Origin of the sequence: Cupriavidus gilardii (genome assembly GCF_013314895.1) — a bacterium.
Classification (GTDB): domain Bacteria; phylum Pseudomonadota; class Gammaproteobacteria; order Burkholderiales; family Burkholderiaceae; genus Cupriavidus; species Cupriavidus gilardii_C.
Window position 1 is genome coordinate 199463 of sequence record NZ_JABTYE010000001.1, and the last position, 26809, is coordinate 226271.

Below are 26809 nucleotides of genomic sequence, written 5' to 3' on the forward strand. Positions count from 1 at the left end.
GGGCCCCTCTCCTTCCTTACCGATGCGCGTGGCAGCCGCTGGCTGGCGGCTTACTCGCCGCGTTGGCGGCGCGCATTCTCGGCGATACGCATGCGCAGCGCGTTCAGCTTGATGAAGCCGCCGGCGTCGGCCTGGTTGTAGGCGCCGAAGTCTTCGTCGAAGGTCGCAATGTTCTTGTCGAACAGCGTGTCCTTCGAATCGCGGGCCAGCACGATCACGTTGCCCTTGTACAGCTTGACGCGCACCCAGCCGTTGACGTTCTGCTGGGTATGGTCGATGAGCACCTGCAGCGCGCGGCGCTCCGGGCTCCACCAGTAGCCGTTGTAAATCAGGCTGGCGTAGCGCGGCATCAGGTCGTCCTTCAGGTGGGCGACTTCGCGGTCCAGGGTGATCGACTCGATCGCACGGTGTGCACGCAGCAGGATCGTGCCTCCCGGGGTTTCATAGCAGCCGCGGCTCTTCATGCCGACGTAGCGGTTTTCGACCAGGTCCAGACGGCCGATGCCATGCTTGCCGCCCAGGCGGTTCAGTTCGGTCAGCACTTCGGCGGGCGACATGCGCTTGCCGTTCAGCGCGACGATGTCGCCGCGCTCGAATTCGATGTCGAGGAATTCCGGCGCATCCGGTGCCTGCTCCGGCGACACCGTCCAGCGCCACATGTCTTCCTCGGCCTCGGCCTTCGGGTCTTCCAGATGGCGGCCTTCGAACGAGATATGCAGCAGGTTGGCGTCCATCGAGTACGGGGCGCCGCCCTTCTTGTGCTTCATGTCGATTTCGATGCCAGCCTTCTCGGCGTAGGCCAGCAGCTTCTCGCGCGACAGCAGGTCCCATTCGCGCCACGGGGCGATGACCTTGACGCCCGGCTCCAGGCCGTAATAGCCCAGTTCGAAGCGGACCTGGTCGTTGCCTTTGCCGGTGGCGCCGTGCGACACCGCGTCGGCGCCGGTGCTGCGCAGGATCTCGATCTGGCGCTTGGCGATCAGCGGACGGGCGATCGAGGTGCCCAGCAGGTATTCGCCTTCGTAGACCGCATTGGCACGGAACATCGGGAAGACGAAGTCGCGTACGAATTCTTCGCGCAGGTCGTCGATGAAGATGTTCTCGGGCTTGATGCCGAACTTGAGCGCCTTCTGGCGAGCCGGCTCGAGTTCCTCACCCTGGCCGATGTCGGCGGTGAAGGTGACCACCTCGCATTGGTAGGTGTCTTGCAGCCACTTCAGGATCACCGAAGTGTCCAGCCCGCCGGAGTAGGCGAGCACGACTTTCTTGATATCGCTCATGTTCGACTCGATGCGCAAAGGAGGCGCGGACCGGCAGGTAAGACAGCCCGCGCATCGGATAAGGAAAAACGGAAAGCCGCTATTTTGACATGACCGCCCGGGCTTGGGCGGCACATCGCCGGACGGCGCGGCCCGGGCGCCAGACGATCGATCGGATCAATCGCTCAATATCGCCCGCACAGCAGGTACTCCATCAGCGCCTTCTGCACGTGCAGCCGGTTCTCGGCCTCGTCCCAGACCACGCTCTTCGGGCCGTCGATCACGGCGGCCTCGACTTCCTCGCCGCGATGCGCCGGCAGGCAGTGCATGAACAGGGCGTCGGGATTGGCGCGGTCCATCATCGCGGTGGTCACCATCCAGTCCTGGAAGGCGCGCTTGCGGACCTCGTTCTCGGCCTCGAAGCCCATGCTGGTCCAGACGTCGGTGGTCACCAGATCAGCGCCCTGACAGGCGGTCAGCGGATCGTCGAAGACCTTGACCAGGCTCGCGGCGCTGGCGGGCACCATCGCCGGATCAAGCTGATACCCCGGCGGCGCGGAGAAATGGAAGGTGAAGCCGAGCCGCTCGGCCGCCTGGATCCACGTGTACGCCATGTTGTTGGCGTCGCCGATCCATGCCACCACCTTGCCGCGGATGCTGCCGCGGTGCTCGATATAGGTGAAGACGTCGGCCAGCACCTGGCAGGGGTGGTATTCGTTGGTCAGCCCGTTGATCACCGGCACGCGCGAATGGGCGGCGAAACGGTCGATGATCTCCTGTCCGAAGGTGCGGATCATGATGATGTCCACCATGCGGGAGATCACCTGTGCGGCGTCCTCGATCGGCTCGCCGCGGCCCAGCTGCGAGTCGCGCGTGTTCAGGAACACCGCGTGGCCGCCCAGCTGGTGGATGCCGGCTTCGAACGACAGGCGCGTGCGGGTCGAGTTCTTCTCGAAGATCATCGCCAGCGTGCGGTCGTGCAGCGGGTGCCAGGTCTCGTAGTTCTTGAACTTGGTCTTCAGAATCCGGGCGCGGTCGAGCAGGTACTCGTACTCCTTCGCATCGAGGTCGCTGAACTGGAGGTAGTGCTTGATCGGCGTTGGGCTCATAAAACAAAGAAGGCGGCTCGATGGGGACACGCGAGGCCATGAACGGTCATGGAACCACGCTGTCGCGGAGCCGCCTTTCGCGTCGCTTGCGCAATGTGAGTTCAGGAATCATAAGGGATTATTCCTGCTTTGGCGAGCCTGGGCGGGCGCACGGCCAGGGCGCCGGGGACCCCTCCCGGCTTATGCGGCAGTCTTATATAAGATATAATACCCGCTGATTCACGCGGGGCCCGGCATACCCTTGCCGCCGCCTGCCGCCGGCATCAAAAGTGCCCCCGCCACTCCCGACGCCCCGCCTTCCGGCCAGATTCGCGCGAACCGATCGCCTCTCGCCGCGTCAAACGGGCGCCCGTTGCGGGTTTCCCGTCGAGTCACCAGCCTCACCGCAGTCCATGAATTCCACCGTTCGCCAGTACTTCATCCAGGGCATCACCAAGGAAGGCAAGACCTTCCGTCCGAGCGATTGGGCTGAACGGTTGTGCGGCGTGATGGCGCAATTCCGCCCGCCTGGCGATACCGGCGATCCTCGCCTGACCTACTCCCCCTACGTGCGGCCCGTGATGGCCGGCGGCGTCAAATGCGTGGTGGTTGATGCGCGGCTGCGCGAGATCGAGCCGAAGGCGCTGGACTTCGTGCTGAACTTCGCGCGCGACAATCATCTGCAACTGGTCGAGGCCTGCTCGCTCGATTGAGCGAAGGCCGAAGAGCCCAGCGGGAGCGAACAGGGAAAAGCAAAAAATCAAAAAGCAAAAAGCAAAAAGCCCGTCATCGGACGGGCTTTTTTCACTACGCCGACAGCGCACCAGGCGCGGCCGAAGAACGCGGCAATCAGGCGGCCATGGCCTTGATCGCTGCCGACAGACGCGACTTGTGACGCGCTGCCTTGTTCTTGTGGACGATCTTCTTGTCGGCGATGCTGTCGATCACGGCTTGCGAGTTCTTGAAGATCTCGGCAGCAGCGGCCTTGTCGCCGGCGTCGATCGCCTTGCGGACAGCCTTGACGGCCGTGCGCAGACGCGAGCGCAGGCTGGAGTTGTGCGCGTTCTGGGCGACGGCTTGACGCGCGCGCTTGCGAGCTTGTGCGGAATTTGCCATTTCGTAAATATCCTGAATTCAGATGCGTGCGTGGAGTTGCACAAGAGCGACCCGGGATGCACTGACACACGAATCCGGAACGCAACTATCTTCTCGAATCGGCGATTATACACACAAGATCGAAGCCGCCGCAAGGAAGATCCCACCCGCCGGCGAAGGCGGCGGGCCGCGCACACCCATCCGTATAATTGGCGCCACAATTGGCGGGCCCCGGCCAGCCGGGTGTGGTGCGATTGCAACTTTCGGCGCTCAGCGGCCGTCTGACTGCGATCCGCCGCCCCGGCGACGCGCTCCGGGGCGGCGCCCCAACCGTTTCCCTTTCCTCCCCGACCTTGAACCTGCTCAAATCGCTCGCCACCATCAGCGGCCTGACGATGCTGTCGCGCATCACGGGTCTGATCCGCGAGATCCTGATCGCCCGCGCGTTCGGCGCCTCGGACATGACCGACGCGTTCAATGTCGCGTTCCGCATCCCGAACATGCTGCGCCGGATCTTCGGCGAGGGCGCGTTCTCGCAGGCTTTCGTGCCGATCCTGGGCGAATACCACAGCAAGCGCGGCGACGAGCCGACCCGGCTGCTGGTCGATGCGGTCGCCACCGTGATGGCGTGGGCGCTGGCCGCGGTGTCGCTGATCGGCGTGCTCGCCGCCCCGGTGATCATGACCATCGTCGCCACCGGCTTTCGCGGCGACAACCAGACCTACGACGCGGCCGTCTTCATGACCCGCGTGATGTTCCCGTATATCGGCCTGATCTCGATGGTGGCGCTGGCCTCGGGCGTGCTGAACACCTGGCGCAACTTCGCGGTGCCCGCCTTCACCCCGGTGCTGCTGAATCTGTCGCTGATCGGCGCCGCGCTGTTCGTCGCGCCGCACCTCGAACAGCCGATCTACGCGCAGGCCTGGGGCGTGCTGGTCGGCGGCGTGTTGCAGCTGGCGATCCAGATCCCGGCGCTCAAGCGCATCGGCATGCTGCCGCGCATCGGCGTGAACGTACGCGCGGCGTGGCGCGATCCCGGCGTGCGCCGCATCCTGCGGCAGATGGGACCGGCGCTGCTGGGCGTGTCGGTGGCCCAGATCAGCCTGATCATCAATACCAATATCGCCTCGCGCCTGGCCACCGGCAGCGTGTCTTTCCTGACCTATGCCGACCGTCTGATGGAATTTCCCACCGCCCTGCTCGGCGTCGCGATCGGCACGATCCTGCTGCCCAGCCTGTCCAAGGCGAGCGCGCGCGAGGACGGCGTCGAATACTCGGCGCTGCTCGACTGGGGCCTGCGGCTGACCTTCCTTCTGGCGATCCCCAGCGCGATCGGCCTGTACGTGTTCGGCAAGCCGCTGACCGCGGTGCTGTTCCACTATGGCAAGTTCGACGGCCATGCGGTCGAGATGACACGACTGGCGGTGATGGCCTACGGCGTCGGCCTGGTCGGTCAGATCCTGGTCAAGATCCTGGCCCCCGGCTTCTACGCGCGGCAGGACATCCGCACCCCGGTCAAGATCGCGATCGCAATGCTGGTGATGACGCAGCTGGCGAACCTCGCCTTCGTGCCGTGGCTCGGGCACGCCGGGCTGGCCCTGTCGATCAGCGTCAGCGCGACGCTCAATGCCTTGCTGCTGTTCATCGGCCTGCGCCGCGTCGGCGTCTACCGCCCCGCGCCGGGCTGGTGGCTGTTTCTGGCCCAGCTCGCGGCGGCGGCGACGCTGCTCTCCGGCGTGCTGCTGTGGTTCGCGCGCACCTTCGACTGGGTCGCGCTGGGGACCACGCCGCTGCTGCGGATCGCGCTGATGGCTTCGTGCCTGGTGCTTGCGGCGGTCGTCTACTTCGGTACACTGTGGCTCACGGGCCTGCGCTATGCTGCCTTCAAGCGCAAAGCAGCCTGAAGACCAAGGCGCCGGCCGCAACCAGGAACCGCTATGACCTCGACCAAAGTCCTGGACTATTTTGCCGCGCTGGTGGCGGACGACAGCGGCATCCCGCTGACCGAAACGGCCCTGTCTATCGCACAGGATGCCTATCCCGACCTCGATCTGCAGGCCGAACTGGCCGCCATCGATGTGCTCGCGCTGCGGCTCAAACGCCGGATCGCCGACGGCACCCCCGCCATCCAGCGCCTGCGCCTGCTGAACCATTTCTTTTATCGCGACCTGGGCTTCGGGCCTAACGCGAACGACTACTACGACCCCGACAATTCGTATCTGAATGTGGTGCTGCGGCAGCGGCGCGGCATTCCGATCTCGCTCGCGGTGCTGTACATGGAGCTGGGCCAGCAGATCGGCCTGCCGCTCAAGGGCGTCTCGTTTCCCAACCACTTCCTGTTGCGGATGTCGATTCCGGCAGGCGAGGTCGTGCTCGATCCGCTGACGGGCGAGACGCTGTCCAAGGAGCAGCTTCAGGACATGCTGGATCCGTACCTGGAACGCGAAGGGATCGCCGATCCCAACGCGGTGCCGCTGGGCCTGTTCCTGCAGACGGCGAGCCATCGCGAGATCATCGCGCGGATGCTGCGCAACCTGAAGGCGATCTACCTGCAGGAGTCGCGCTGGCAGCGCCTGCTGGCGGTGCAGAACCGGCTGGTGATCCTGCTGCCCGATTCGATCGAGGAAGTGCGCGACCGGGGCCTGGCCTATGCCAACCTGGAGTGCTTCCGGCCGGCGCTGGAAGATCTGGAGGCCTATGTCAGCGCGCGGCCCGATGCGGCCGATTCGACCCAGATCCGCGACCGCATGCCGGCTTTGCGGATGATGAGCCGATCGCTGAACTGACCGGCCCCGAGCAAGAGAACAAGGAAAGGAAGGGACAGGCCGGCATCGCCAGATGCCGGCCTCGCATCGATCCGCGCTTTACGACACCTCTTACGACACGACTTACGACACCCGGCGGCGCTTGTCGCCGCGACGCAGCAGGCGCCACAGGCCGCCCAGAATCAGCGGCACGATCGCCGCGCTGATGCCGACCAGCACGATCAGGTTCAGGTACTGCTTGATGAACGGCAGGTTGCCGAAGAAGTAGCCGGCAAACACCAGGCCGACCACCCAGGTGACGGCGCCGACCACATTGAACAGCTGGAAGCGCGCGAAGGTCATCTGCGACACGCCCGCCACGAACGGGGCGAAGGTCCGCACGATCGGCACGAAGCGCGCGATCACCAGCGTCTTGCCGCCGTGGCGCTCATAGAAGTCGTGCGTCTTGCGCAGCGCCTGCTGGTCCAGGAAGCGCCATTGATGGTCGAACACCTTGGGTCCGATCCAGCTGCCGACCCAGTAGTTGACGGTATTGCCGCCGATCGCGGCGACCAGCAGCAGCCCGATCAGCACCCACTCGTTCATCGCCCCGGTGGCGCAGAACGCGCCGGCGATGAAGAGCAGCGAATCGCCCGGCAGGAAGGGCGCCACCACCAGGCCGGTCTCCGCAAAGACGATCGCGAAAAGAATGGCGTAGACCCAGGCGCCATATTGCTGAATCACGGTGCCGAGGTACTTGTCGACATGCAGCAGCATGTCAATGACCTGCAATACGATATCCAAGACGTTCCCCATCTTTTTCCAGCCCGACATCATACAAGACGAACGTGCCCGCACCGGTGACGAAATGGGTGCTTGCGGACCCTGGGTGCGACCTCCCGCACGCAGCATCGCCACGAAACCATGAGAAGGCCGCAACGAAGCCGGCACGTATAATCGCTGCCATGTCCGCGCCGCCCTTCTCTCCTGCCTCCATCGCCGCTTCGTCAGACCGCCCCCAGCGCCGCCTGGCGCCGGCGCGCCCGATTCGGCCGCTGCCCGATCAGCTGGTCAGCCAGATCGCGGCCGGCGAGGTGGTCGAACGTCCGGCATCGGTGGTCAAGGAGTTGCTGGAGAACGCGCTCGACGCCGGCGCGACGCAACTGTCGGTGCGGCTGGAGGAAGGCGGCGTACGCCGTATCGTCATCACCGACAACGGCTGCGGCATCCCGGCGGACGAGCTGGCGGTCGCGCTGATGCGCCATGCCACCAGCAAGATCGCCTCGCTCGATGAACTCGAATCGGTGCTGACGCTGGGCTTTCGCGGCGAGGCGCTGGCCTCGATCGCCTCGGTCTCGCAGCTGGTGCTGACCAGCCGCACGGCCAACTGCCCCCATGCCAGCCAGATCCATGCGGATACCGGCGCGTTGCAGCCCGCCTCGGGCGGGGTCGGCACGACCGTCGACGTGCAGCATCTGTACTTCAATACGCCGGCCCGCCGCAAATTCCTGAAGAGCGAACAGACCGAGCTCGGCCATTGCCTCGAAGTGATCCGACGGATCGCGCTGGCCCGGCCCGACGTCACGCTGTCGGTCCATCACAACGGCAAGCCGATGGAGCACTGGAACGCCGGCGATGTCGCCACGCGTACCGCGCAGGTGCTCGGCAGCGAGTTCGCGCGGGCGCGGCTGCCGCTGGACGAGCAGGCCGGCGAACTGGCGCTGTACGGCTTCGCCGGACTGCCGACCGCCTCGCGCGGCCGCCCCGACCAGCAGTTCTTCTTCGTCAACGGCCGCTTCGTACGCGACAAGCTGCTGACGCACGCGGTGCGCAGCGCCTATCAGGACGTGCTGCACGGCGACCGTTTCCCTTCGTACGTGCTGTGCCTGGACCTGCCGCCCGAGCTGGTCGACGTCAACGTGCACCCGTCCAAGATCGAGGTGCGCTTCCGCGAATCGCGTGCTGTCCATCAGTTCGTCTACCACGCGGTGCAGCGCTGCCTGGCGCGCCAGGCGGGCGAGAACGGCGACAGCCTGCATACGGGCGACGACAGCATCGGTCACGGCAGCCCAGCCCCGGCGCTGCGCGTCGCTGCCACCAGTCCCGCCCAGCCGGGCGGTCGCCCCTGGGTCGATTACACCGCGGCCGCGCGCCAGGCCGAACTGGGCATCGCGCAGCCGCGCCAGGCGTATCTCGGCATGGTCCGGGATGCGATGTCGCCGTCCGGCCAGCGCTTCGCGCCGTCGAGCCAGCCGCCCGCGTGGCTGGCCGATGCTCGCGCCGCTCGCGCAGACGAACCGCCGTCGCTGCTCGACCGCGTGCCGATGCAGGGCGCGAGCGAGGGACAGGGGCCGGATCAGGGCAGCGACGACCATCCGCTCGGCTATGCGATCGCCCAACTGCACGGCATCTACGTGCTGGCGCAGAACGCGCGCGGCCTGGTGCTGGTCGACATGCACGCCGCCCACGAACGCATCCTGTACGAGCAGATCAAGACCGCGCTCGACGCGCGCCAGATGACCGTGCAGCCACTGCTGATTCCCGTCACGCTGCCGGCCAGCCCGGTCGAGATCGGCGCGGCCGAGGAACATCAGGAAACGCTGGCGCTGCTGGGCTTCGATATCGCGCCGGTCTCGCCCACCACGCTGGCCGTGCGCGCGATTCCCGCGCTGCTGAAGCAGGCCGACGCCGAGGCGCTGGCGCGCGACGTGCTGCGCGACCTGCATGCCTACGGCGGTTCGCGGGTGCTCGCCGAGCGCCAGAACGAGCTGCTGGCGACGCTGGCCTGCCACAGCGCCGTGCGCGCCAACCGCAAGCTGACCGTCGAGGAAATGAACGCGCTGCTGCGCCAGATGGAGCAGACCGAGCGCGCCGACCAGTGCAACCATGGCCGGCCGACCTGGGTCCAGCTGACGGTGGCCGAGCTGGACCGGCTGTTCCTGCGCGGCCAGTAAGGCCGCCGCCCCCCCCTGTCGTTGTCCGCCTCGTCCATGGCCCCCGTTTCGCCCGCTCCCATCGTCTGCCTGCTCGGCCCCACCGCCTCGGGCAAGACCGCGGCCGCCCTGGCGCTGGCCGCACGCGCGCCGCTCGAGATCATCAGCATGGACTCGGCGCTGGTCTATCGCGAGATGGATATCGGCACGGCCAAACCCTCGGCCGCCGAACTGGCCGCGGTGCCGCACCATCTGATCGACATCATCGATCCGGCCGACAGCTATTCGGCCGCGCAGTTCGTCAACGATACCAATGCGCTGATCGACGCGATCCGCGCGCGCGGACGCGAGCCGCTGATCGTCGGCGGCACCATGCTCTATTACAAGGCGCTGACCCAGGGCCTGAACGACCTGCCGCAGGCCGACCCGCAGTTGCGCGCCGAACTCGACCAACTCGCTGCCGAGCGCGGCTGGCCGGCGCTGCATGCGATGCTGGCCGAAGTAGACCCGATTACCGCGGCGCGGCTGGCGCCCAACGATTCGCAACGCATTCAGCGCGCGCTGGAGATCCACCGGCTGACCGGCCAGCCGATGTCGGCGCTGCTGGCCCGCCAGGCCGATGCACGGACCTTCGATGGCCAGGCCGGCGCACGCTTTCGTGCGATCGCGCTGGAGCCCTCGGATCGCGCGGTGCTGCATGCGCGCATCGAGGCCCGCTTCGACGCGATGCTCGCCGGGGGGCTGCTCGATGAAGTCCAGCGCCTGCGCGGGCGCGGCGATCTGCATCCGGGCCTGCCTTCGATCCGCTGCGTCGGCTACCGGCAAGTCTGGGAGTATCTGGACGGGCTCTGCGATTTCGCCACGATGCGCGAGCGCGGCATCGCCGCGACCCGGCAGCTGTGCAAGCGGCAACTGACGTGGTTGCGGTCGACGCCCGAGCGGCTGGTGGTCGATTGCCTGGCGCCAGACTATGTCGAGCAGGTGGCCCGACTGGCGCAGCTGGGCGGATAGCATGGGCGCCGGCGTCGGGCGATAATCGCGTCTTTGTCCCTTGTCCAATTCGATACGGATTCGCCCGACGCTGACATCATGACCGACGCCGCCTTCACGCTACGCCCCGCCACCGCCGACGACTGCGACACGCTGCTGCGCCTGATCCGCGAGCTCGCCGAGTACGAGAAGCTGACCCATCTGGTCGAGGCCACGCCCGAGAAACTGCGCCAGACGCTGTTCGGCGCCCGTCCGTCGGCCGAGGCGGTGCTGGCCGAAGTGCCGTCGTCCGAAGGCCCGCGCGCGATCGGCTTCGCGCTGTTCTTCCACAACTATTCGACCTTCCTGGCCAAACCGGGCCTCTACCTCGAAGACCTGTATGTCGAACCGGCCTGGCGCGGCCACGGCATCGGCAAGGCCCTGCTGGTCCATCTGGCGGGACTTGCGGTCGAGCGCGGCTGCGGCCGCTTCGAATGGAGCGTGCTGGACTGGAACACGCCGTCGATCGATTTCTATCGGGCGATGGGCGCCAGCGTGCTGCAGGACTGGCGCATCTGCCGGGTCACCGGCGAGGCCTTGACGGCGATGGCGGCCAAGCAGAGCTGACCTCGACACCGCAGCGGCACGCCCAAACGAAAACAGGCGGATGCCCGAGCATCCGCCTGTTTTTTATCGGCATTCCGAAGCCGAAGGGAAATCAGACCACCACGGTCGGCGCCTGCCCTTCCTCGCGCTCGCGGATCTCGCCGATCTGCCACACCGCCTCGCCGGCCGCCTGCAGATGCCGGATCGCGCGTTCGGCGTCTTCCTTGGCCACGATCACGACCATGCCGATGCCGCAGTTGAACACGCGGTGCATCTCGTCGTCGGCGACGCGGCCCTGGGCCTGCAGCCACTGGAACAGCGGCGGCAGCGTCCAGGCATCGCGCTGCAGCACCGCGGCAACTTCCTTGGGCAGCACGCGCGGCACGTTCTCGGTCAGCCCGCCGCCGGTGATATGGGCCATGCCCTTGACCGGCAGCGTTTCGATCAGCGACAGCAGCGGCTTCACGTAGATGCGGGTCGGCGCCATGATGGCGTCCTGCAGGCGCTGGCCGTGGAAATCGGCTTCGAGGTCGGGCTTGGCGACCTCGATGATCTTGCGCACCAGCGAGTAGCCGTTCGAATGCGCGCCCGACGAGGCCAGGCCCAGCACCACGTCGCCCGGCACGATGGTGGTGCCGTCGATGATGCGGCTCTTCTCGACCGCGCCGACCGCGAAGCCGGCCAGATCGTATTCGCCGTCCGGATACATGCTCGGCATTTCGGCGGTTTCGCCACCGATCAGCGCGCAGCCGGCCAGTTCGCAGCCATGCGCGATGCCCTGGATCACGGTGGCCGCGGTATCGACGTCGAGCTTCCCGCAAGCGAAATAGTCGAGGAAGAACAGCGGCTCGGCGCCCTGCACCAGGATGTCGTTGACGCTCATCGCGACCAGATCCTGGCCCACGGTATCGTGGCGGTTCAGCTGGAAGGCCAGCTTCAGCTTGGTGCCGACGCCGTCGGTGCCCGACACCAGCACCGGTTCCTTGAACTTGCGCGACAGCTCGAACAGCGCGCCGAAGCCCCCGATGCCGGCCATCACGCCCTCGCGCATGGTGCGCTTGGCGAAGGGCTTGATACGGTCGACGAGCGCGTCGCCCGCATCGATGTCAACGCCGGCATCGCGGTACGAAAGGCCTGCCTGGCCGGAAGTGGGGGCTGCGCTCATGGAGTTCTGCGGATCCTGGGTGGTGGAAATGACGACACTCGGCGGGTCGAGTCACGCACAAGTGAGGAATGCGGCCCTCGCGGCGCCGGTTGGCGGGTCGCGAGTCCAGTAGAATCGCGATTTTAACGGATACAGGGTGTCGGCTTCCAGTTGCATCGGCTCGTGCCGTGCAAACCCGCCGCCGCCGGGCGACGACGCACGTTTCCCCGCTCGTCTTCGCCTTTCTTTTTCGCTGGTCTCTTTTTGCCGGTCTTTTCCCGACTTTCCCGATGAACGCCCCCCTGCTGTCCCACGAGGCCAAGCGCATTCTGCTCTGGGTCGCGCTCGGCGTCGCGCTGTTCGCCACGCTGATCGCGCTGGCGCCGGTGCTGTCGCCGTTCCTGTTCGCGTTCATCTTCGCCTACATCCTGAACCCGGGCGTCGACTGGCTGCAGCGGCACAAGCTGCCGCGGATGATCGCCGTCTCGCTGATGATCCTGCTGCTGATCGTGGTCGTGGTGCTGCTGGTGCTGCTGGTCATCGCCGTGCTCCAGCGGGAAATTCCGCAGCTGCGCGAGCAATTGCCAGAACTGCTGAAGAAGCTCAATTCGGTGGTCGCGCCGCGCCTGTCCGAGCTCGGCGTGCGCGTGCGCTTCGACTTTCCGGGCCTGCGCCGCATGATGTCCGAGCGCTTCGCCGCCAGCCCCGAGGATCTGCTGGCGGTGCTGCTGACCTATGTGCGCGTGTCCGGCACCGCGCTGGTCACCTACGGCGGGCTGGCGCTGCTGGTGCCGATCGTCATGTTCTATCTGCTGATGGACTGGCACATGGTGATGCGCCGGATCGAGGGCCTGGTGCCGCGCCGCTGGGTGCCGAAGGTGCGCGAGCTGACCGCCGAGACCGACGCACTGCTGTCGCAGTATCTGCGCGGCCAGATTCTGGTGATGCTGATCCTGGCGGCGCTCTATTCGATCGGCCTGACCATCGCCGGCTTCGAGATCGCGATCCCGATCGGCGTGTTCACCGGCCTGGCGGTCTTCATTCCCTATATCGGCTTCGGATTCGGCCTGGCGCTGGCCATCGTCGCGGCGCTGCTGCAGTTCGGCAACCTGTACGGGCTGGGCGCGGTCGCGGTCGTCTACGGTATCGGCCAGTTCGTGGAAAGCTTCTACCTGACCCCGCGCCTGGTCGGCGACCGGATCGGGCTGCATCCGCTGGTGGTGATCTTCGCGCTGCTCGCCTTCGGGCAGCTGTTCGGCTTCTTCGGCGTGCTGCTGGCGCTGCCGACCTGCGCGGTACTGCTGGTCGGCGCCCGCCAGCTGCGGCGGCTGTATGTGACAAGCGACCTCTACCGGAAGTAATCGATACGCCATGTCTCCGCGCCCCAAGCAACTGTCGCTCGAACTGGGCAGCCCGCCGCCGTCGACCTTCGAGAACTTCTTCGTCTCCGCCAACCGCGAGCCGGTGCAGCGGCTGCGCGAGCTGCCGGGGGCGGTGGCGCAGGAGCGCGCCGCCGACCGGCTGATCTATTTGTGGGGCGAGACCGGCTCCGGCCGCACGCATCTGCTGCACGCGCTGTGCGACGCCGGCGCCCATGCCGGCCTGCGCTGCCGCTATCTGAGTCCGCACCACGCGCTGGCCGATTTCATCTTCGACCCGAGCTGCCAGCTGTACACCGTCGACGATGTCGACCTGCTCGACGAGGCCCGCCAGATTGCGGTGTTTTCCCTGTATAACGAGGTGCGCGCGCACGTGCGCACCGCGCTGGTGGTGGCCGGCAGCCTGGCCCCGGTCACCATGCCGGTGCGCGAGGACCTGCGCACGCGGCTCGGCTGGGGCCTGGTCTACCAGCTCGCACCGCTGTCGGACGACGACAAGATGGCCGCGCTGGTGCAGGCCGCGCGCGAACGCGGGCTGCAGCTGTCCCCCGAAATCCCCCACTGGCTGGTGACGCGCCACTATCGCGACATGCCCAGCCTGATGGCGCTGCTGGACGCGCTCGACACCTATTCGCTCGAACGCAAGCGGGCCGTGACACTGCCGCTGCTGCGCGAAATGTTTGCCGAGTTGCGTGAATAGCGCGCGGGCCGGCGGAAGGGTCCCGCACTCGGCTCGCCCCCGCCCTCGCCCCGGCACGCCCCCTGCAATCGGCGGCCAATCCGGCGCGAATCGGCCGTGAATCGGCCGTGAATCGGCCGCGAATCCGCCCCGAATCCGGCCGCCATCCCCTTAAGGTAAAATCGCCGCCCATGAATCTGGCATTGTTCGACCTCGACCACACTCTGATCCCGACCGACAGCGACCACGAATGGGGCCGCTTTCTGGTCCGTCTCGGCGTGGTCGACGAGGAAACCTACCGTCGCAAGAACGACGAGTTCTACGGCCATTACAAGGCCGGCACCCTCGATATCCAGGCCTTCCTGAAGTTCGCGCTGGCCCCGCTGGCGGCCCATCCGCGCGAGCGCCTGAACGCCTGGCGCCAGCAGTTCATGCACGAAGTGATCGAGCCGGCCATCACGCCGCAGGCGCGCGCGCTGGTCTACAAGCATCTGGACGCCGGCGACCTGTGCGCCATCGTCACGGCGACCAACAGCTTCGTCACCGCGCCGATCGCCGCCGCCTTCGGCATCAAGCACCTGATCGCCACCGAACCGGCGACCGCCGACGGCCTGGCCGAGAGCGCCTACACCGGCGAGGTGTTCGGCATCCCGAGCTTTCGCGAAGGCAAGATCGCGCGCGTCGAGGCCTGGCTGAAGGAACAGGGCGCGCGCTGGCAGGACTTCGCCGCCACCACCTTTTACAGCGATTCGATCAACGACCTGCCGCTGCTGGCCAAGGTCACCGAGCCGATCGCCACCAACCCGGACGAGCGCCTCCGCCATCATGCCGCCGCAGCCGGCTGGCGCATCATGGACCTGTTCTGACGTGATCAAGAAGCTTATCAACCGGCTGCTGGGCAAGCCCGGGCCCAAGCAGCGACGCCTCGGCCGCGCGCACACGCCGCGCATCATCACCGCCGACGAGCACCAGATCGATCCCACGCTGCTGTCGCGCAATGCGGTCAAGGTCACCAGCACGCTGCAGCAGGCCGGCTACCAGGCCTTTATCGTCGGCGGCGCGGTGCGCGACCTGCTGCTGGGCATCAAGCCGAAGGACTTCGACGTGGCCACCAACGCCACGCCGGACCAGGTGCAGGCCCTGTTCCGCCGCTCCCGCATCATCGGGCGGCGCTTCCAGATCGTGCACGTGACCTTCTACGGCGGGCGCGAGCAGGAAATCATCGAGGTGTCGACCTTCCGTGCGCTGGTCGACGCGGTGGCCAGCGAAACGCTGCCCGAAGGCCGCCGGCTCAAGCGCGCCGAACTCGACAACAAGACCCACGCGATCGACGCATCCGGCCGGGTGCTGCGCGACAACGTCTGGGGCTCGCAGGCGGAGGACGCCGAACGGCGCGACTTCACCATCAATGCGATGTACTACGATCCGGCCGAGCAGACCGTGCACGACTACCACCACGGCATGGAAGACATGCGGGCGCGCACGCTGCGGATGATCGGCGACCCGGTCACCCGCTATCGCGAGGACCCGGTGCGGATGCTGCGCGTGGTGCGTTTCGCCGCCAAGACCGGCTTCGACATCGACGAGGCCACGCGCCAGCCGATCGCCGACCTGGCCTCGCTGATCCACAACGTGCCGAGCGCGCGGCTGTTCGACGAGATGCTCAAGCTCTTGATGTCGGGCCACGCCTGGGCCTCGCTGCAAGAGCTGCGCAAGGCCGGCCTGCACAAGGGCCTGCTGCCGCTGCTCGACGTCGCGATCGAACAACCGCTGGGCCAACGCTTCGTGCAGCTGGCGCTGGACAACACCGACCGCCGCGTGCAGGCCGGCAAGCCGGTGTCGCCGGGCTTCCTGTTCGCCGCGCTGCTGTGGCATCACGTGCTGCAACGCTGGAAGGCGCTGCGCGAGGGCGGCGAGCATCCGATCGCGGCGCTCAACGCGGCGATGGATGACGTGCTGGAGCGGCAGACCGGTCAGCTGGCGATCCAGCGCCGCTTTGTCACCGACATGCGCGACATCTGGGGCATGCAGCCGCGCTTCGAGAAGCGCGTCGGCCGCATGCCGTTCCGCCTGCTGGAATCGCCCCGCTTCCGCGCCGGTTTCGACTTCCTGCTGCTGCGCTGCGAGGCGGGCGAGATGCCGGCCGAACTGGCGACCTGGTGGCAGGACTTTCAGGACGCCGACTCCGAAGGCCGCGAGAACCTGATCGAGGCGGCGCGCGCCTCCGGCACGGCCGGCAGCGAGGGCCCGGCGCGCAAGAAGCGCCGTCGGCGGTCGTCGCGGAAATCGGATAAAGTTTCCCCCCGGGATGAGATGGACGCGGCAGCCGACCAGCACGGCGGCGCGCGCGGCCAGCCGGAGGAAACCGAATGACACTGGCCTTCATCGGCATCGGCGCCAACCTGGGCGACGCAAAACAAGCCGTCAAGGATGCCATCGTCTGCCTGGCGCAGCAGGTCGGCATCCGCATCGTGGCGCGATCCTCGCTGTACCGCAGCGCCCCGGTCGATGCCGGCGGGGACGATTACTACAACGCGGTGGTCAAGCTGGAGACCAGCTTCACGGCCGCCCAGCTGCTGCGCATCTGCCACCATATCGAAGATCAGTTCGGCCGCGAACGGCCGTTCCGCAATGCGCCGCGCACACTGGACCTGGACCTGCTGGTGTTCGGCGACGAAATGCATGACGGCGCCCAGCTGACGGTGCCGCATCCGCGCGTGGCGGCGCGCGCATTCACACTGTTGCCGCTGCTCGAACTCGAACCCGAACTGGTGATTCCGGGCCTGGGCCGCGCCGCCGACCATCTCGCCGCGGTGGCGGGCCAGCGCATCGACAAGGTGTCCTTCTGCCAATGTACGCGCCAAGCGGAATCTCGCCCTACCTCCTGACCGCCGGTCTGCTGACGCTGTCCAATGTGTTCATGACCTTCGCGTGGTACGGCCACCTGAAGGATCTGGCCAGCCGGCCCTGGTATATCGCGGCCATCGTCAGCTGGGGCATCGCGCTGTTCGAATACATGCTGCAGGTGCCGGCCAACCGGATCGGCTTCCAGCATGGCATCTCGCTGGCGCAACTGAAGATCCTGCAGGAAGCGATCACGCTGACGGTGTTCGTGCCGTTCTCGCTGCTGTACATGCAGCAAAGCTTCAAGTGGGACTACGTGTGGGCGGCGCTGTGCATGGTCGGTGCCGTCTATTTCATCTTCCGCAGCTGAAGCGGCCGCCCCTACCGGGCGCCGCGCCGGCAAGGCGGACCTCCGAGGCACATCGATGAGCTATCTCCTGGAACCCTCCCGCAAGTCCATCACCATCCCCAAGCTGCAGGCGATGCGCGCCGCCGGCGAGAAGATCGTGATGCTGACCGCCTATGATTCGAGCTTCGCCGCGCTGCTCGACCACTGCGGCGTCGAGGTGATCCTGATCGGCGATTCGCTGGGCAACGTGATGCAGGGCCAGCAGACCACGCTGCCGGTCACGCTCGAACAGATGGCGTACCACACCGAATGCGTGGCGCGCGGCAATCAGACCGCGCTGGTCGTCACCGACCTGCCCTTCGGCACCTACGGCACGCCCGAGCAGGCCTTTGCCAGCGCCGTGACGCTGATGCGCGCCGGCGCGCAGATGGTCAAGCTCGAAGGCGGCGAATGGCTGGCGCCGACCGTCAAGTTCCTGGTCGAGCGCAGCATCCCGGTGTGCGCGCATATCGGGCTGACGCCGCAATCGGTGCATGCCTTCGGCGGCTTCAAGGTACAGGGCAAGACCGACGCCAGCGCGGCCCAGCTGCGCCGCGATGCCGAAGCGCTGCAGAGCGCCGGCGCCCAGCTGATCGTGATGGAGGCGGTGCCCGCCGCGCTGGCTGCCACCGTGACCAGCCAGCTCGAGATCCCGACCATCGGCATCGGCGCCGGCGTCGACTGCTCCGGCCAGGTGCTGGTGCTGCAGGACATGCTGAACATCTATCCGGGCCGCAAGGCCAAGTTCGTGCGCAATTTCATGGAAGGCCAGACCTCGATCGAGGGCGCGATCCGCGCCTATGTCGCCGCGGTCAAGGACGGCAGCTTCCCCGCGCCCGAACACACGTTCTCGGCCTGACGCCGCCCGATGGAGATCGGCGCCGCCACCGCGGCCGCGTTTGCGCTGCTCGCCGGCGGCGATCCCGCGCTGTGGCAGATCGTCTGGACCTCGCTGAAGGTCGCCTTCGCCGGGCTGGCGATTGCCACCGCCCCGGCGGTCGGCGCCGCCTACCTGATCGCCACCCATGACTTCCCCGGCCGCCGGGTGGTGGTGGTGCTGTCGCAGGCGTTCCTGTCGTTTCCGACGGTGCTGGTCGGCCTGATCCTGTATCTGCTGCTGACGCGCCAGGGGCCGCTCGGCAGCCTCGAACTGCTGTTTACGCCGGCCGGCATGATCATCGGTCAGGCAGTGATCGGCTTCCCGGTGGTGCTCGCCTTTGCGCTGTCGACGCTGCAGGGCGCCGACGCACGGCTGCGCGAAACCGCGTGGGTGCTCGGCGCCGGCGCCTGGCGCACCTTCTTCACCGTATTGCGCGAGTTGCGCTTCGGCCTGATGGCAGCCGTGGTGGCCGGCTTCGGCCGCGTGATCGCCGAAGTCGGCTCGGCGCTGATGATCGGTGGCAATATCGAAGGCTCGACCCGTACCATCACCACCGCCATCGCCCTGGAAACCAGCAAGGGCGAATTCGCCCAGGGCATCGCGCTCGGCATCGTGCTGGTGGCCCTGGCCCTGCTGGTCAACGTGCTGCTCGCGTGGCTGCAGGGCGCCGGAGGATTTCGCCGATGAATGCACCGGAGCCGGATCGGAACCGCCCCACCGCCGACGCACTGGCACCGCCGCTGCTGGTGGTGCGTGGACTGCGCCGCCGAATCGGCGCCCGTGCGCTGTTCGACATTGACGCGCTGGCCTTCCCGCGTGCCACCGCGGTGGTGCTGACCGGCGTCAACGGCGCCGGCAAGACGACGCTGCTGCGCATGATCGCCGGCCTCGAACGCGCGCCCGGCGCGACCGTCGACTGGACCGGCACTGACGGCCAGCCGTGCACCGCTGCGCTCCATCCGCTACCGGCCGCGCTGCGCCAGCGCATCGCCTACATGCATCAGCACCCGTATCTGTTCCGTACGTCGGTGCGCGAGAACATCGCCTACGGACTGCACGCGCGCGGACTGCCGGCCGACGAGGTCGCGCGCCGCGTCGGCGCCGCGCTCGGCTGGGCCGGCATCACGCATGTCCAGGACACCGCGCCGGAGCGCCTGTCGGGCGGCGAAATCCAGCGGGTCGCCCTGGCCCGCGCCAAGGTGCTGGAGCCCGATCTGCTGCTGCTCGACGAGCCAACCTCGAATCTGGACGGCCACGCGCGCGAACAGGTGATCGCACTGGTGCGCGAGCTCGCGGCCGAGGGCCGCACCGTGGTGATGATCTGCCACGACCGCGACCTGATCAATCTGCCCGGCGTGGTGCGCTGGAAGCTGACCGACGGGCGGCTCGACACCCATCACCGCTGACGCCTTTCGTTCAGGGCGACAGCAGCGTGGCGGGCAGTACGCCGCGCAGCGCGTTGGCCACCGCGAGTTCGTCAGCGCGCAGCAACATCTCCCGCGTGATCACGCGTTCCACGACCGGCCCGCCCAGATAGACCTCGCCATCGCGCAACACCGCATCGCGCATCACGCCGGGCAGGATGTCCGCCGTCAGCGGCGGCGTCAGCCAGCGGCCATCGACGCGCACGAACACCGAGCTGCGCCCGCCTTCGAGCAGTTCGTCGCGCGTGTTGAAGAACAGGCTGTCGAAGGCCCCCACGCGCTCTGCCTCGCGCCACCCGGCGTCGTAGGTCTCCCGCGCGCTGGTCTTGTGCCGACGCAAAGGATCGGCGAGCGGCAAGGCGGTGCCGGCGACGATCAGGCCGACCGGGCCGTCCTTCAGCGGGGCGAGCGCGCCGCTCGTCAACTGCAATGTTCCGGCCTTGTCCAGCGTGACGCGCAGCCGTGCGGCACCTTGCTGCAGGGCTGCCGCTTGCTGGGCGATCGCTGCGCGCGCCTGTGCCTCGTCGAACCGAAAGCCAAAACACGCCGCCGAGGCGCGCAGCCGGGCCAGATGCGCATCGAGCCGCAGACAGCGGCCCTCCTCGACGCGCATCGTCTCGATCAGCGTGAAGCCCGGATCGTGCGCCGTCAAAAAACGCGCCTTCCAGCCGCACTCCGCGTATTCGTCGGCGGCAACGCTGTCGTGCACGATGCCGCTTCCGACGCCCATTTCGCCTGCCCTAAGGCCATCGTCTCGGCGCGGACCCAGCACCAGCGTGCGGATCGCCACGGACAACGCCGCCTGCCCCAGCGTTTCACCCGGCTCGGGCGCATCGACCCAGCCGATCGCGCCGGTGTAGAGCCCGCGCGGCGCGCGTTCCAGCTCGGCAATGATCTCCATGGTCCGGCGCTTCGGCGCGCCGGTGATCGAGCCGCAGGGAAACAGCGCGGCCAGCATGCCAGCCAGCGTGATACCGGCGCGCGCGGTCGCCGTGACAGTCGAGGTCATTTGCAGCACCTGGCCGAATGGCTGTACGGCGAAGCGTTCGGGCACTCGGACCGTACCCGGCCGTGCGACCCTGCCGAGATCGTTGCGCAGCAGGTCCACGATCATCACGTTCTCGGCCCGGTTCTTGTCGTCGGCCGCCAGCGCGGCGGCGGCTTCGGCATCGCGCTTCACATCGCCGCTGCGCAACGCGGTGCCCTTCATCGGCCGGGTGACCAGCCTGCCGCCGCCATCGTGGCGGAAGAACAGCTCGGGCGATAGCGACAGCACCCAGTGATCACCGGGCAGCCGGGCCAGCGCGCCATACGGCACCGGCTGCGCGCGCCGCAAGTCCCGATAGAAAGCGAGCGGATCGCCAAAGGTTTCGAACCGCAGGCGCTGCGTGAAGTTGACCTGGTAGGTGTCGCCGGCCTCGATCCAGTCGTGGATACGGGCGATGGCGGCGTGGAAGCTCGCTTCGTCGGTATCGGAGCGGACTTGCATTGCGCCAGCGGGCGCGGCGGTGTCGCAGTGCGCTTCCAGCCATTGTTGAACGGCCGCCGCATCGCACATCGTTTTCGAGGCAAACCACAGGACGCGCATCGCGCCGTCGGTGAACGGATTGTCGCCCCTCGGCTGGGCGAGCGACGGCGCCCGAACCAGCGGCGCGCCGAATTCGTAGGGGGCGAACAGGCAGGCGTGCCATCCGGCCTGCCAGCCTTCCTGCATCCGCGCTTCGAAGTCATCCGGCGCGCCAGCATGGACCACGTCCATCCGCATGAACTCCGTATAGAGCCGGCAAGTTGCCGCCTCCTCCGTGGCGTCGTCGAGCAGGACGAACGGGGCGCCGGTCTCGATCCGTGGCAGGACGGACGACGTAGATACGGCAGATCTGTGGGACAGCGTGGACATCGAGCAGCGGGAGAGAGAACGCCTTGGGCGCGCGGCGTCTAGCGGGGCAGACAAATGGCAGCCGACATTATCGCCCGCGATGAAAACTTCCCGCCAATTTCCTTGCGACGAGCGACTCGACGTCGCGGTCTGTCTTCCTTCCAACAAGGTCGCGGCCTTGGCCGTTGCCGGCGAAAACAAGTCTCCGCGTTTTTCTATAGCGAACTCTTTGCGATGCGCGGATCGTTGCCGCCATGCCGTCCGCAGTGATGGCGCAAAAAACGGGGCCGTCACCCCGTGCATGGCGCACGGGACTGAAACCGCTACGGGGGAGAGATGGGAGACAGGATATCCACCATCAAGTGTGCGCGCCTCGAGGATTTGGCCACCATCCCAAGGTCAGAGAAGGAACCGCTGCTCCGCGTTCGTGAAGGCGACATCGGCTATGTGAATGTACAAGTCGAGGGCCACGAATACCTGGTGACCAGAACCCACCAGTTCGGTGTCCAGGTCACCCGACTCGACATCGAAGATCTCCCGCTCCCGGCGCGGTTCTTCCAGGCCATCAAGGAGTTCTTTACTCACCAGATTGCCGATTTTTTCCAGCTCCGTGGCGTAGGCAGCCGGTCCTATCGGATCGGCAAGGCGGTCGAAAGCTGGACGGGGTTTGCGGATGGGCAAGAGAAGGCAGAAGGGCCACCAAGCGTACTGACGCCAACAGTCAGTTTCCAGACACCAGGGAGAAGAACGACGGAGGGCCAGTCGGACTACGCCGTCGTGCATTTGGCAAACCATGGTACGCGGCCGGCCGGCAAGATCAAGATTTCGACAGCGTGCAAGCCTCTGAGCGAACGAGATTGCGCGTGGCGAAATGGTTTGCTCTGTCAGCTCTTCGGGCCAGCAACGAGATTGCAGGCTGGAAAAACGCCAGAGTTGGATGACGCGGCTTGCCGAACGGAACTTGCGGCAGCCTTCGACCTCGCCGGAGAAGACGCACAGCAGGCATTCGCGCGGCTATATGAAACGATGCATGTCATGGTGAGCGCCCAAGGGTCCGCGCTTGCCGATGCTGGCAGTGCGAACGTGCCGCTCGTTACCCGCGCAAAGCTGCTGCTGCTTGGATCCGCCATCTCGACCCAGGTCTCCGCCGAACAAAAGCCACGGAAACGGTCACCGCAGGAAGCAGCCGAGGTGCTCGGCATGCTGGGCTCTTCGTGGCATGAGTTGAGCGACCACAGTGAGGCAGCGATTCAATGCTGGCAGGTTGCTCGTCGGCTATCCCGTTGCGAGTTTGGCCTTCAAATGCTGTTGGAACTGATCGGTCGGCCCGCCGATTTGCCGGGGCCGGTCGTGGAGCAGCGGCAAGCGGCATTGCGGATCTATCTTCAATCGTGCGATTACTTGATCGCCCGTAGTGATGCCGCCCGCCACGAGTGCGCCGCCGGCGCAAGCGAGATTGACGCGCTGCGGGCCTGGACTGGACATCCAATCGGCGCCGCTGAATATGCGGCGGGCATGCTGGCAGATGCAAACCACCCAAGGCAAAACCGGCTGGCGTATCGCGCGTTGCTCGGCGCCGTCAAGCTGCTGCAGATTCGCGCATTGGCCGACCCCGCGTGGATGAAGGCTCAGCGCCAAGTGATGGAAGCCGAAAGTTCGGGGCCATCCTTGACGGCACCGTTGTCGAAAGACGAAGTCGTGGCTCTTGCCTTGTGGCGTAACGGCTTCCGCGACGACCTGGATGATGGCCTGCTCGCACAGTTTCAACACCTCCTCAACAAGCTCGTTATGGAGTGGCTACCGCGCAGGCACGTGGATCTGCTGACGGGTGTCGAGAGCGAGCTGATGCCCGACGATTCACCCGTTGCCTTGGCGCTGGGTGATCCCATGACGCGGGCCGCCACCCGGAGAACCGTAACGCAGCAGAGCCAGGACTACCACACGGCAATGGGCCGCATGGCACGGTTGCTGGTGTTGCATTTCAAGATGGCCGCGGGGGCTCCGCTGCGTCAGCATGAGGCATTGTTGCGGGATGTATTGGTATTCGGGGATGAAATACGAAAGCTTGGTTTGCCGGCAGAAGCCGCTGCGGAATTTGAGCTGGAACTCGAGCACATTTTGGCCCGGCTCGACAGTGTCGCGCGCGTCATGGAAATTGATAAGGGCGCTCAGTCTTACTCCACGGACAATCTTCAAAAGCTGCATCACCACCTTCACATCCACGGCGACACCAAAACTTGTCTGGCAGAGCTTCGTCGGCATCTGGCAGCCATGCAGGCACGGTTCGCGCAAACCGACTTGGCTCTAGAGTCGCAGCACCGATTCGACGGGGTGGCGCAGGATATTGCGACTACGCAGCAAATAGCTTGCCTCGTTCGATATGGTCTTCTAACGCAATGGTTGTGTTCTACCGAATTCGGCATGCGTTTGCACGCGTATACCGTTACGGATGCATTCAAGAACGCGGTCATCAGCAACCTGATTGATTTCCCAGCCAACCGTCCGCATCGACAAGAAATTGAAGCGGAATTGAGCGGCATTACACGAATCGACCTCGACGTGATAGATGAATGGGCAGTGGAGGTCGGCATGCTCTGTGCAACGGCACCGCAAGGGATGCCGGCGGGGTCGGAAGTCTCTACAGGAGTGCCGGAGATGTCTCGCCGCTTCCGGGAATACCGGCAGGTCGTCGCGATGCTACGAGCTGGGCGCGACAAGGCCGATGCCGGGGTGGTACTCCCAGAGGCGCCGCGCACTAGGGAAGATTTCCGACGGATCGCTAGTCATCGAATCGACACCAATCTCGGTAACGGTGCCAAGGGCAGCGTTTCGAGGACTGCGGGCGCAGCGGCGAGCGTCAGCATCGATGCCGGTGCCGCCACAATCCTCGCAGGCCCTGCGCCCACGATTAGCGTCTCGTTCTCTCAGGCCAGTACCACCACCCGTACGGGAAGCTTCGGCATCTTGAGTAGTTCCGTCGGTGGGCAAACGATGACCGTGAGCGAGACCACGGGAGACACCGGCCAGATCGGGGCCGGCATCAGCGTCTCCACGGCGACCGCCCTGGACGTCGGGGTGGACGCAAGCTACGTCGATCGAGATGGTACCGAGATCGGCATCGCCATACGTGCCCCGGCCATCCCCGGTTCAAGAGATTGGGTAAAGACGAGCCAGAATGCCGTCAACGTGGTTTTCGGCAAGAAATTGGCGAACAAGATTGAGAAAGACCTGGCTGCTGTGCCGTATCAATCGAAAGGTGACCGCGCGCTTCGGGAGCTGTGCTACCAGTGCTTTCAGCCACTGTTGAAGGGCGCGCTCGCCCTGAATGTTTTTGACAATAAGACCTCATCGGAATCCGTCAACGCTGGCATTTCTGCCGGCGTCGGGGTCAAGGTAAAGGAAGAGCTTCTTCAGGGCTCTGTCAATGCACGCCTTGGCAAGGAGACCGATCTGCTGACTCGTCAGACACGGGTCGACCGAACAGGATCCACGCGGGTGGCGGTTCACGGCATTGGGACCGGCTCGCGATGCAGCGCGGCAGTGCGCGTGCTCGCTACCGTGCTGCCAAGAGAATACACAAGTCATCTCAAGAGCGGCCTGTCATCGGGCGAGCTGGTGGGTACAACCGTAACTTTCAGGGAGCGAGGCGCTCAACATTTTATCCGGCGCGAGACAAGGGACGGCATCACCCAGCCTTCATTCGCGTGGGACATTGTTTTTCGCAATGTCGACGACTTGATCGCGCACTTGAACATGCCGGAAGTGCACGAGCAATGGACGGCGTACAACGAATCGCAGACGCCTGACGTGGTGAAACTGGAGCTCGGTAAGTGCATGCAGTATCTGCGATTGCACACTCGGGACTCCAGGCAGACGTTCATGGTCCGGCGATATCTGCTGGACGACAAGCTCACCGAGCTTAACGCGTGGACGGCGTTGGCAGAAGGACTGAGCGGCGCGATCTTTCCGTTCGGCGATCTGTGTAGTCGCTACGCCGTGACGCAGCGCTGCTTGAGTTTGCTGACCAAGAATGAGCACTACAAGCTCGGCGGATTCGGCGCCTACACCGGCGACTTTCGCGAAGAAGAGATCGGCCTCCACGGCGGTTTGATGCTCACCGAGACGAGAACGGTGTCCGTGTCGACGGAGCTGCTGTGGTTCAACGCTCGAATCTCTCCACGCGCACCGAAGTCTTTGGAGGAGACAGACGCATCGGTATCTAAGGGGCACAACCCCACGTTGCTTGTGAAGCCGCGAGAAAAGTCAATCCGTGCGTCATATTCGCCCGAGTTGCGTAACCCACCCCATTCCGAGGTCCAGGCGCAAGTCGGCTCTCCAATCCCATCCCAGGAACTAGACCATGCTCCACTCCTCCACTAGCCGCTCGTCACCTTTGAACGCGCTAAACCCCATGGACCACGCGCGTCGCGCCTCGGCCTTCATTTCGCGTACCTGCATCGAGCCATCGCCTTCAGACGCGAAGCGCTTAGGACAATTCGCTATCGCGCCAAGCGATCATTCCACCGTTGGAGTTGCGAATGCATGTAAATCCGCGAATCCAGAGCCTGTGGGCAAGAGCGACATGCTGAAGACGCTAAAAGCGCGCAACCTGAGCGTCCACGGTGCACATGTATATCATGTTGGGATCCCAGCTATCTTGTTGCTAGCATCTGCGTATGCCGCCGATCGAATAACGCGTAAGGTCTTTTTTGAGACCCTGGATCTTTTTGTGCAACACGCGCAAACAGACTGGGATGACCCGGAAGCGATCAAACCGCATCACCTCACGCACCTAGGCATCGCTGCGGCCGACGCTAGAAAACTTCCATTGCATGATTCCATGCACGACATCGTGCTAGTCGCTGGCCTGTTGAACGGCGTAATCGACATGGAGGATTTTGAGCTGCTATACGGTCCCGGGTCAAAGGGGCGTTTTTTGCAACGCCACTTTCCCGGCGCGCCCGTACTGCCTCCGGCTCCGCCCTTGGCCAATCACTTCTACTGCGCTCCCTACGACGTGCAGATAAAGGACACTAGCTACCGTCGACAGGAGTTGAAGGAAAAGCTCCCGCTGATATGTGCTCGGATGGAACAAGGCCCCGACTTCTACACTTCGACAAATCACTACAAGCTCCGCCTGCTGGCCGCCGAACAGAAGGGGGTGTCACTAAACGTCCTAGGCCCCTTCGACAACGAGGCATCGATGAGGCAAGCCTTCGCCGACACCTTCCATGTCGTGCACCCTGACTACGAACCGAACGGTACCTGGCGCCAGGATGTCAAAACTTTCCGCTTTGTTGAGCCAAAGCGGATCGACTGGATACCGCCGCAGCCGAAGAAATCGGAAACGGGTACCGACCGGTCGAAGCCGAGTCGCACTTGCGCTGAGCTCCTATGCAACGTCGTATGACTGCCCAGCAGAGGTAGCTCGAACATAACGATTCACCTACAAAAAAGGCCGCGCCCTTGGTTGGGCGCGGCCTTTTTATCGCTCCCCGCCA

General features: G+C 65.6%; 23 protein-coding genes. 17 read left to right on the forward strand and 6 right to left on the reverse strand.

Annotated elements, in window-relative coordinates; translation table 11 throughout:
- Positions 1-50 precede the first annotated feature (50 nt).
- Both HTY53_RS00930 and argF read right to left on the reverse strand, forming a co-directional pair.
- Complete coding sequence (locus HTY53_RS00930) at positions 51-1280, reverse strand: argininosuccinate synthase (protein WP_174104512.1); 1230 nt, start codon at positions 1278-1280, stop codon at positions 51-53.
- A 164-nt stretch (positions 1281-1444) separates the two neighbouring features.
- Positions 1445-2368, reverse strand: coding sequence for an ornithine carbamoyltransferase (gene argF / locus HTY53_RS00935; protein WP_174104513.1), 924 nt, complete (start codon positions 2366-2368; stop codon positions 1445-1447).
- Between the two features lie 392 nt (positions 2369-2760).
- Between argF and HTY53_RS00940 the strand changes: the two genes are divergently transcribed.
- Positions 2761-3060, forward strand: coding sequence for a DUF3579 domain-containing protein (locus HTY53_RS00940; protein WP_174104514.1), 300 nt, complete (start codon positions 2761-2763; stop codon positions 3058-3060).
- A gap of 136 nt (positions 3061-3196) precedes the next feature.
- Here the strand turns inward: HTY53_RS00940 and rpsT are convergent, their stop codons facing one another.
- The gene (rpsT, locus tag HTY53_RS00945; RefSeq protein WP_006579059.1) at positions 3197-3463 is read right to left on the reverse strand and encodes a 30S ribosomal protein S20; all 267 of its coding nucleotides are present in this window, start codon (positions 3461-3463) and stop codon (positions 3197-3199) included.
- Between the two features lie 332 nt (positions 3464-3795).
- Here rpsT and murJ point away from each other — a divergent pair, with 332 nt between their 5' ends.
- The gene (murJ, locus tag HTY53_RS00950) at positions 3796-5346 is read left to right on the forward strand and encodes a murein biosynthesis integral membrane protein MurJ (RefSeq protein ID WP_174104515.1); all 1551 of its coding nucleotides are present in this window, start codon (positions 3796-3798) and stop codon (positions 5344-5346) included.
- A 33-nt stretch (positions 5347-5379) separates the two neighbouring features.
- Positions 5380-6228: a SirB1 family protein gene (locus HTY53_RS00955; RefSeq protein WP_023263957.1), complete on the forward strand. Its 849-nt coding sequence runs from the start codon at positions 5380-5382 to the stop codon at positions 6226-6228.
- A gap of 102 nt (positions 6229-6330) precedes the next feature.
- Here HTY53_RS00955 and HTY53_RS00960 read toward each other — a convergent pair whose 3' ends face one another.
- Positions 6331-6963 (reverse strand): VTT domain-containing protein, encoded by a 633-nt coding sequence (locus tag HTY53_RS00960; RefSeq protein ID WP_371558503.1) that lies wholly within the window; start codon positions 6961-6963, stop codon positions 6331-6333.
- Positions 6964-7151: 188 nt separating this feature from the next.
- Between HTY53_RS00960 and mutL the strand changes: the two genes are divergently transcribed.
- From mutL to HTY53_RS00975, 3 genes are all read left to right on the forward strand, one after another.
- Positions 7152-9140 (forward strand): DNA mismatch repair endonuclease MutL, encoded by a 1989-nt coding sequence (mutL, locus tag HTY53_RS00965; protein WP_174104516.1) that lies wholly within the window; start codon positions 7152-7154, stop codon positions 9138-9140.
- Between the two features lie 36 nt (positions 9141-9176).
- Positions 9177-10130, forward strand: a complete 954-nt coding sequence (miaA, locus tag HTY53_RS00970; RefSeq protein ID WP_174104517.1) for a tRNA (adenosine(37)-N6)-dimethylallyltransferase MiaA — start codon at positions 9177-9179, stop codon at positions 10128-10130.
- 78 nt (positions 10131-10208) lie between these two features.
- Entirely contained in the window at positions 10209-10715 is a 507-nt protein-coding gene (locus HTY53_RS00975) for a GNAT family N-acetyltransferase (RefSeq protein WP_174104518.1), read from the forward strand.
- Positions 10716-10806: 91 nt separating this feature from the next.
- Here HTY53_RS00975 and purM read toward each other — a convergent pair whose 3' ends face one another.
- Positions 10807-11859 carry a phosphoribosylformylglycinamidine cyclo-ligase gene (gene purM, locus HTY53_RS00980; RefSeq protein ID WP_174104519.1) on the reverse strand — a complete coding sequence of 351 codons (1053 nt, stop codon included), beginning with the start codon at positions 11857-11859 and terminating at the stop codon, positions 10807-10809.
- A 269-nt stretch (positions 11860-12128) separates the two neighbouring features.
- Between purM and HTY53_RS00985 the strand changes: the two genes are divergently transcribed.
- The 9 genes from HTY53_RS00985 (at position 12129) to HTY53_RS01025 (ending at position 19414) form a co-directional block, all read left to right on the forward strand.
- Positions 12129-13199: an AI-2E family transporter gene (locus HTY53_RS00985; protein WP_174104520.1), complete on the forward strand. Its 1071-nt coding sequence runs from the start codon at positions 12129-12131 to the stop codon at positions 13197-13199.
- A gap of 10 nt (positions 13200-13209) precedes the next feature.
- Positions 13210-13917 (forward strand): DnaA regulatory inactivator Hda, encoded by a 708-nt coding sequence (gene hda / locus HTY53_RS00990; RefSeq protein ID WP_064576515.1) that lies wholly within the window; start codon positions 13210-13212, stop codon positions 13915-13917.
- Positions 13918-14087: 170 nt separating this feature from the next.
- The gene (locus HTY53_RS00995; RefSeq protein WP_174104521.1) at positions 14088-14762 is read left to right on the forward strand and encodes an HAD family hydrolase; all 675 of its coding nucleotides are present in this window, start codon (positions 14088-14090) and stop codon (positions 14760-14762) included.
- A gap of 1 nt (position 14763) precedes the next feature.
- Positions 14764-16269: a polynucleotide adenylyltransferase PcnB gene (gene pcnB / locus HTY53_RS01000; RefSeq protein ID WP_174104522.1), complete on the forward strand. Its 1506-nt coding sequence runs from the start codon at positions 14764-14766 to the stop codon at positions 16267-16269.
- Positions 16266-16784 carry a 2-amino-4-hydroxy-6-hydroxymethyldihydropteridine diphosphokinase gene (gene folK, locus HTY53_RS01005; protein WP_174104523.1) on the forward strand — a complete coding sequence of 173 codons (519 nt, stop codon included), beginning with the start codon at positions 16266-16268 and terminating at the stop codon, positions 16782-16784. The genes pcnB and folK overlap by 4 nt, the downstream gene beginning before the upstream one ends.
- On the forward strand, positions 16748-17110 hold the full coding sequence (locus tag HTY53_RS01010) for a DMT family protein (protein ID WP_174104524.1): 363 nt from the start codon (positions 16748-16750) through the stop codon (positions 17108-17110). Before folK ends, HTY53_RS01010 begins: the two co-directional genes overlap by 37 nt.
- Before the next feature lie 55 nt (positions 17111-17165).
- The gene (gene panB, locus HTY53_RS01015; protein WP_174104525.1) at positions 17166-17987 is read left to right on the forward strand and encodes a 3-methyl-2-oxobutanoate hydroxymethyltransferase; all 822 of its coding nucleotides are present in this window, start codon (positions 17166-17168) and stop codon (positions 17985-17987) included.
- A gap of 9 nt (positions 17988-17996) precedes the next feature.
- Entirely contained in the window at positions 17997-18695 is a 699-nt protein-coding gene (locus HTY53_RS01020; protein WP_174104526.1) for an ABC transporter permease, read from the forward strand.
- Complete coding sequence (locus HTY53_RS01025) at positions 18692-19414, forward strand: ATP-binding cassette domain-containing protein (protein ID WP_174104527.1); 723 nt, start codon at positions 18692-18694, stop codon at positions 19412-19414. Before HTY53_RS01020 ends, HTY53_RS01025 begins: the two co-directional genes overlap by 4 nt.
- Before the next feature lie 10 nt (positions 19415-19424).
- Here the strand turns inward: HTY53_RS01025 and HTY53_RS01030 are convergent, their stop codons facing one another.
- Positions 19425-21329, reverse strand: coding sequence for a chorismate-binding protein (locus tag HTY53_RS01030; RefSeq protein WP_174104528.1), 1905 nt, complete (start codon positions 21327-21329; stop codon positions 19425-19427).
- Between the two features lie 315 nt (positions 21330-21644).
- Between HTY53_RS01030 and HTY53_RS01035 the strand changes: the two genes are divergently transcribed.
- Positions 21645-25688 (forward strand): hypothetical protein, encoded by a 4044-nt coding sequence (locus tag HTY53_RS01035; RefSeq protein ID WP_174104529.1) that lies wholly within the window; start codon positions 21645-21647, stop codon positions 25686-25688.
- On the forward strand, positions 25669-26718 hold the full coding sequence (locus HTY53_RS01040) for a hypothetical protein (RefSeq protein ID WP_174104530.1): 1050 nt from the start codon (positions 25669-25671) through the stop codon (positions 26716-26718). Before HTY53_RS01035 ends, HTY53_RS01040 begins: the two co-directional genes overlap by 20 nt.
- Positions 26719-26809: the final 91 nt, after the last annotated feature.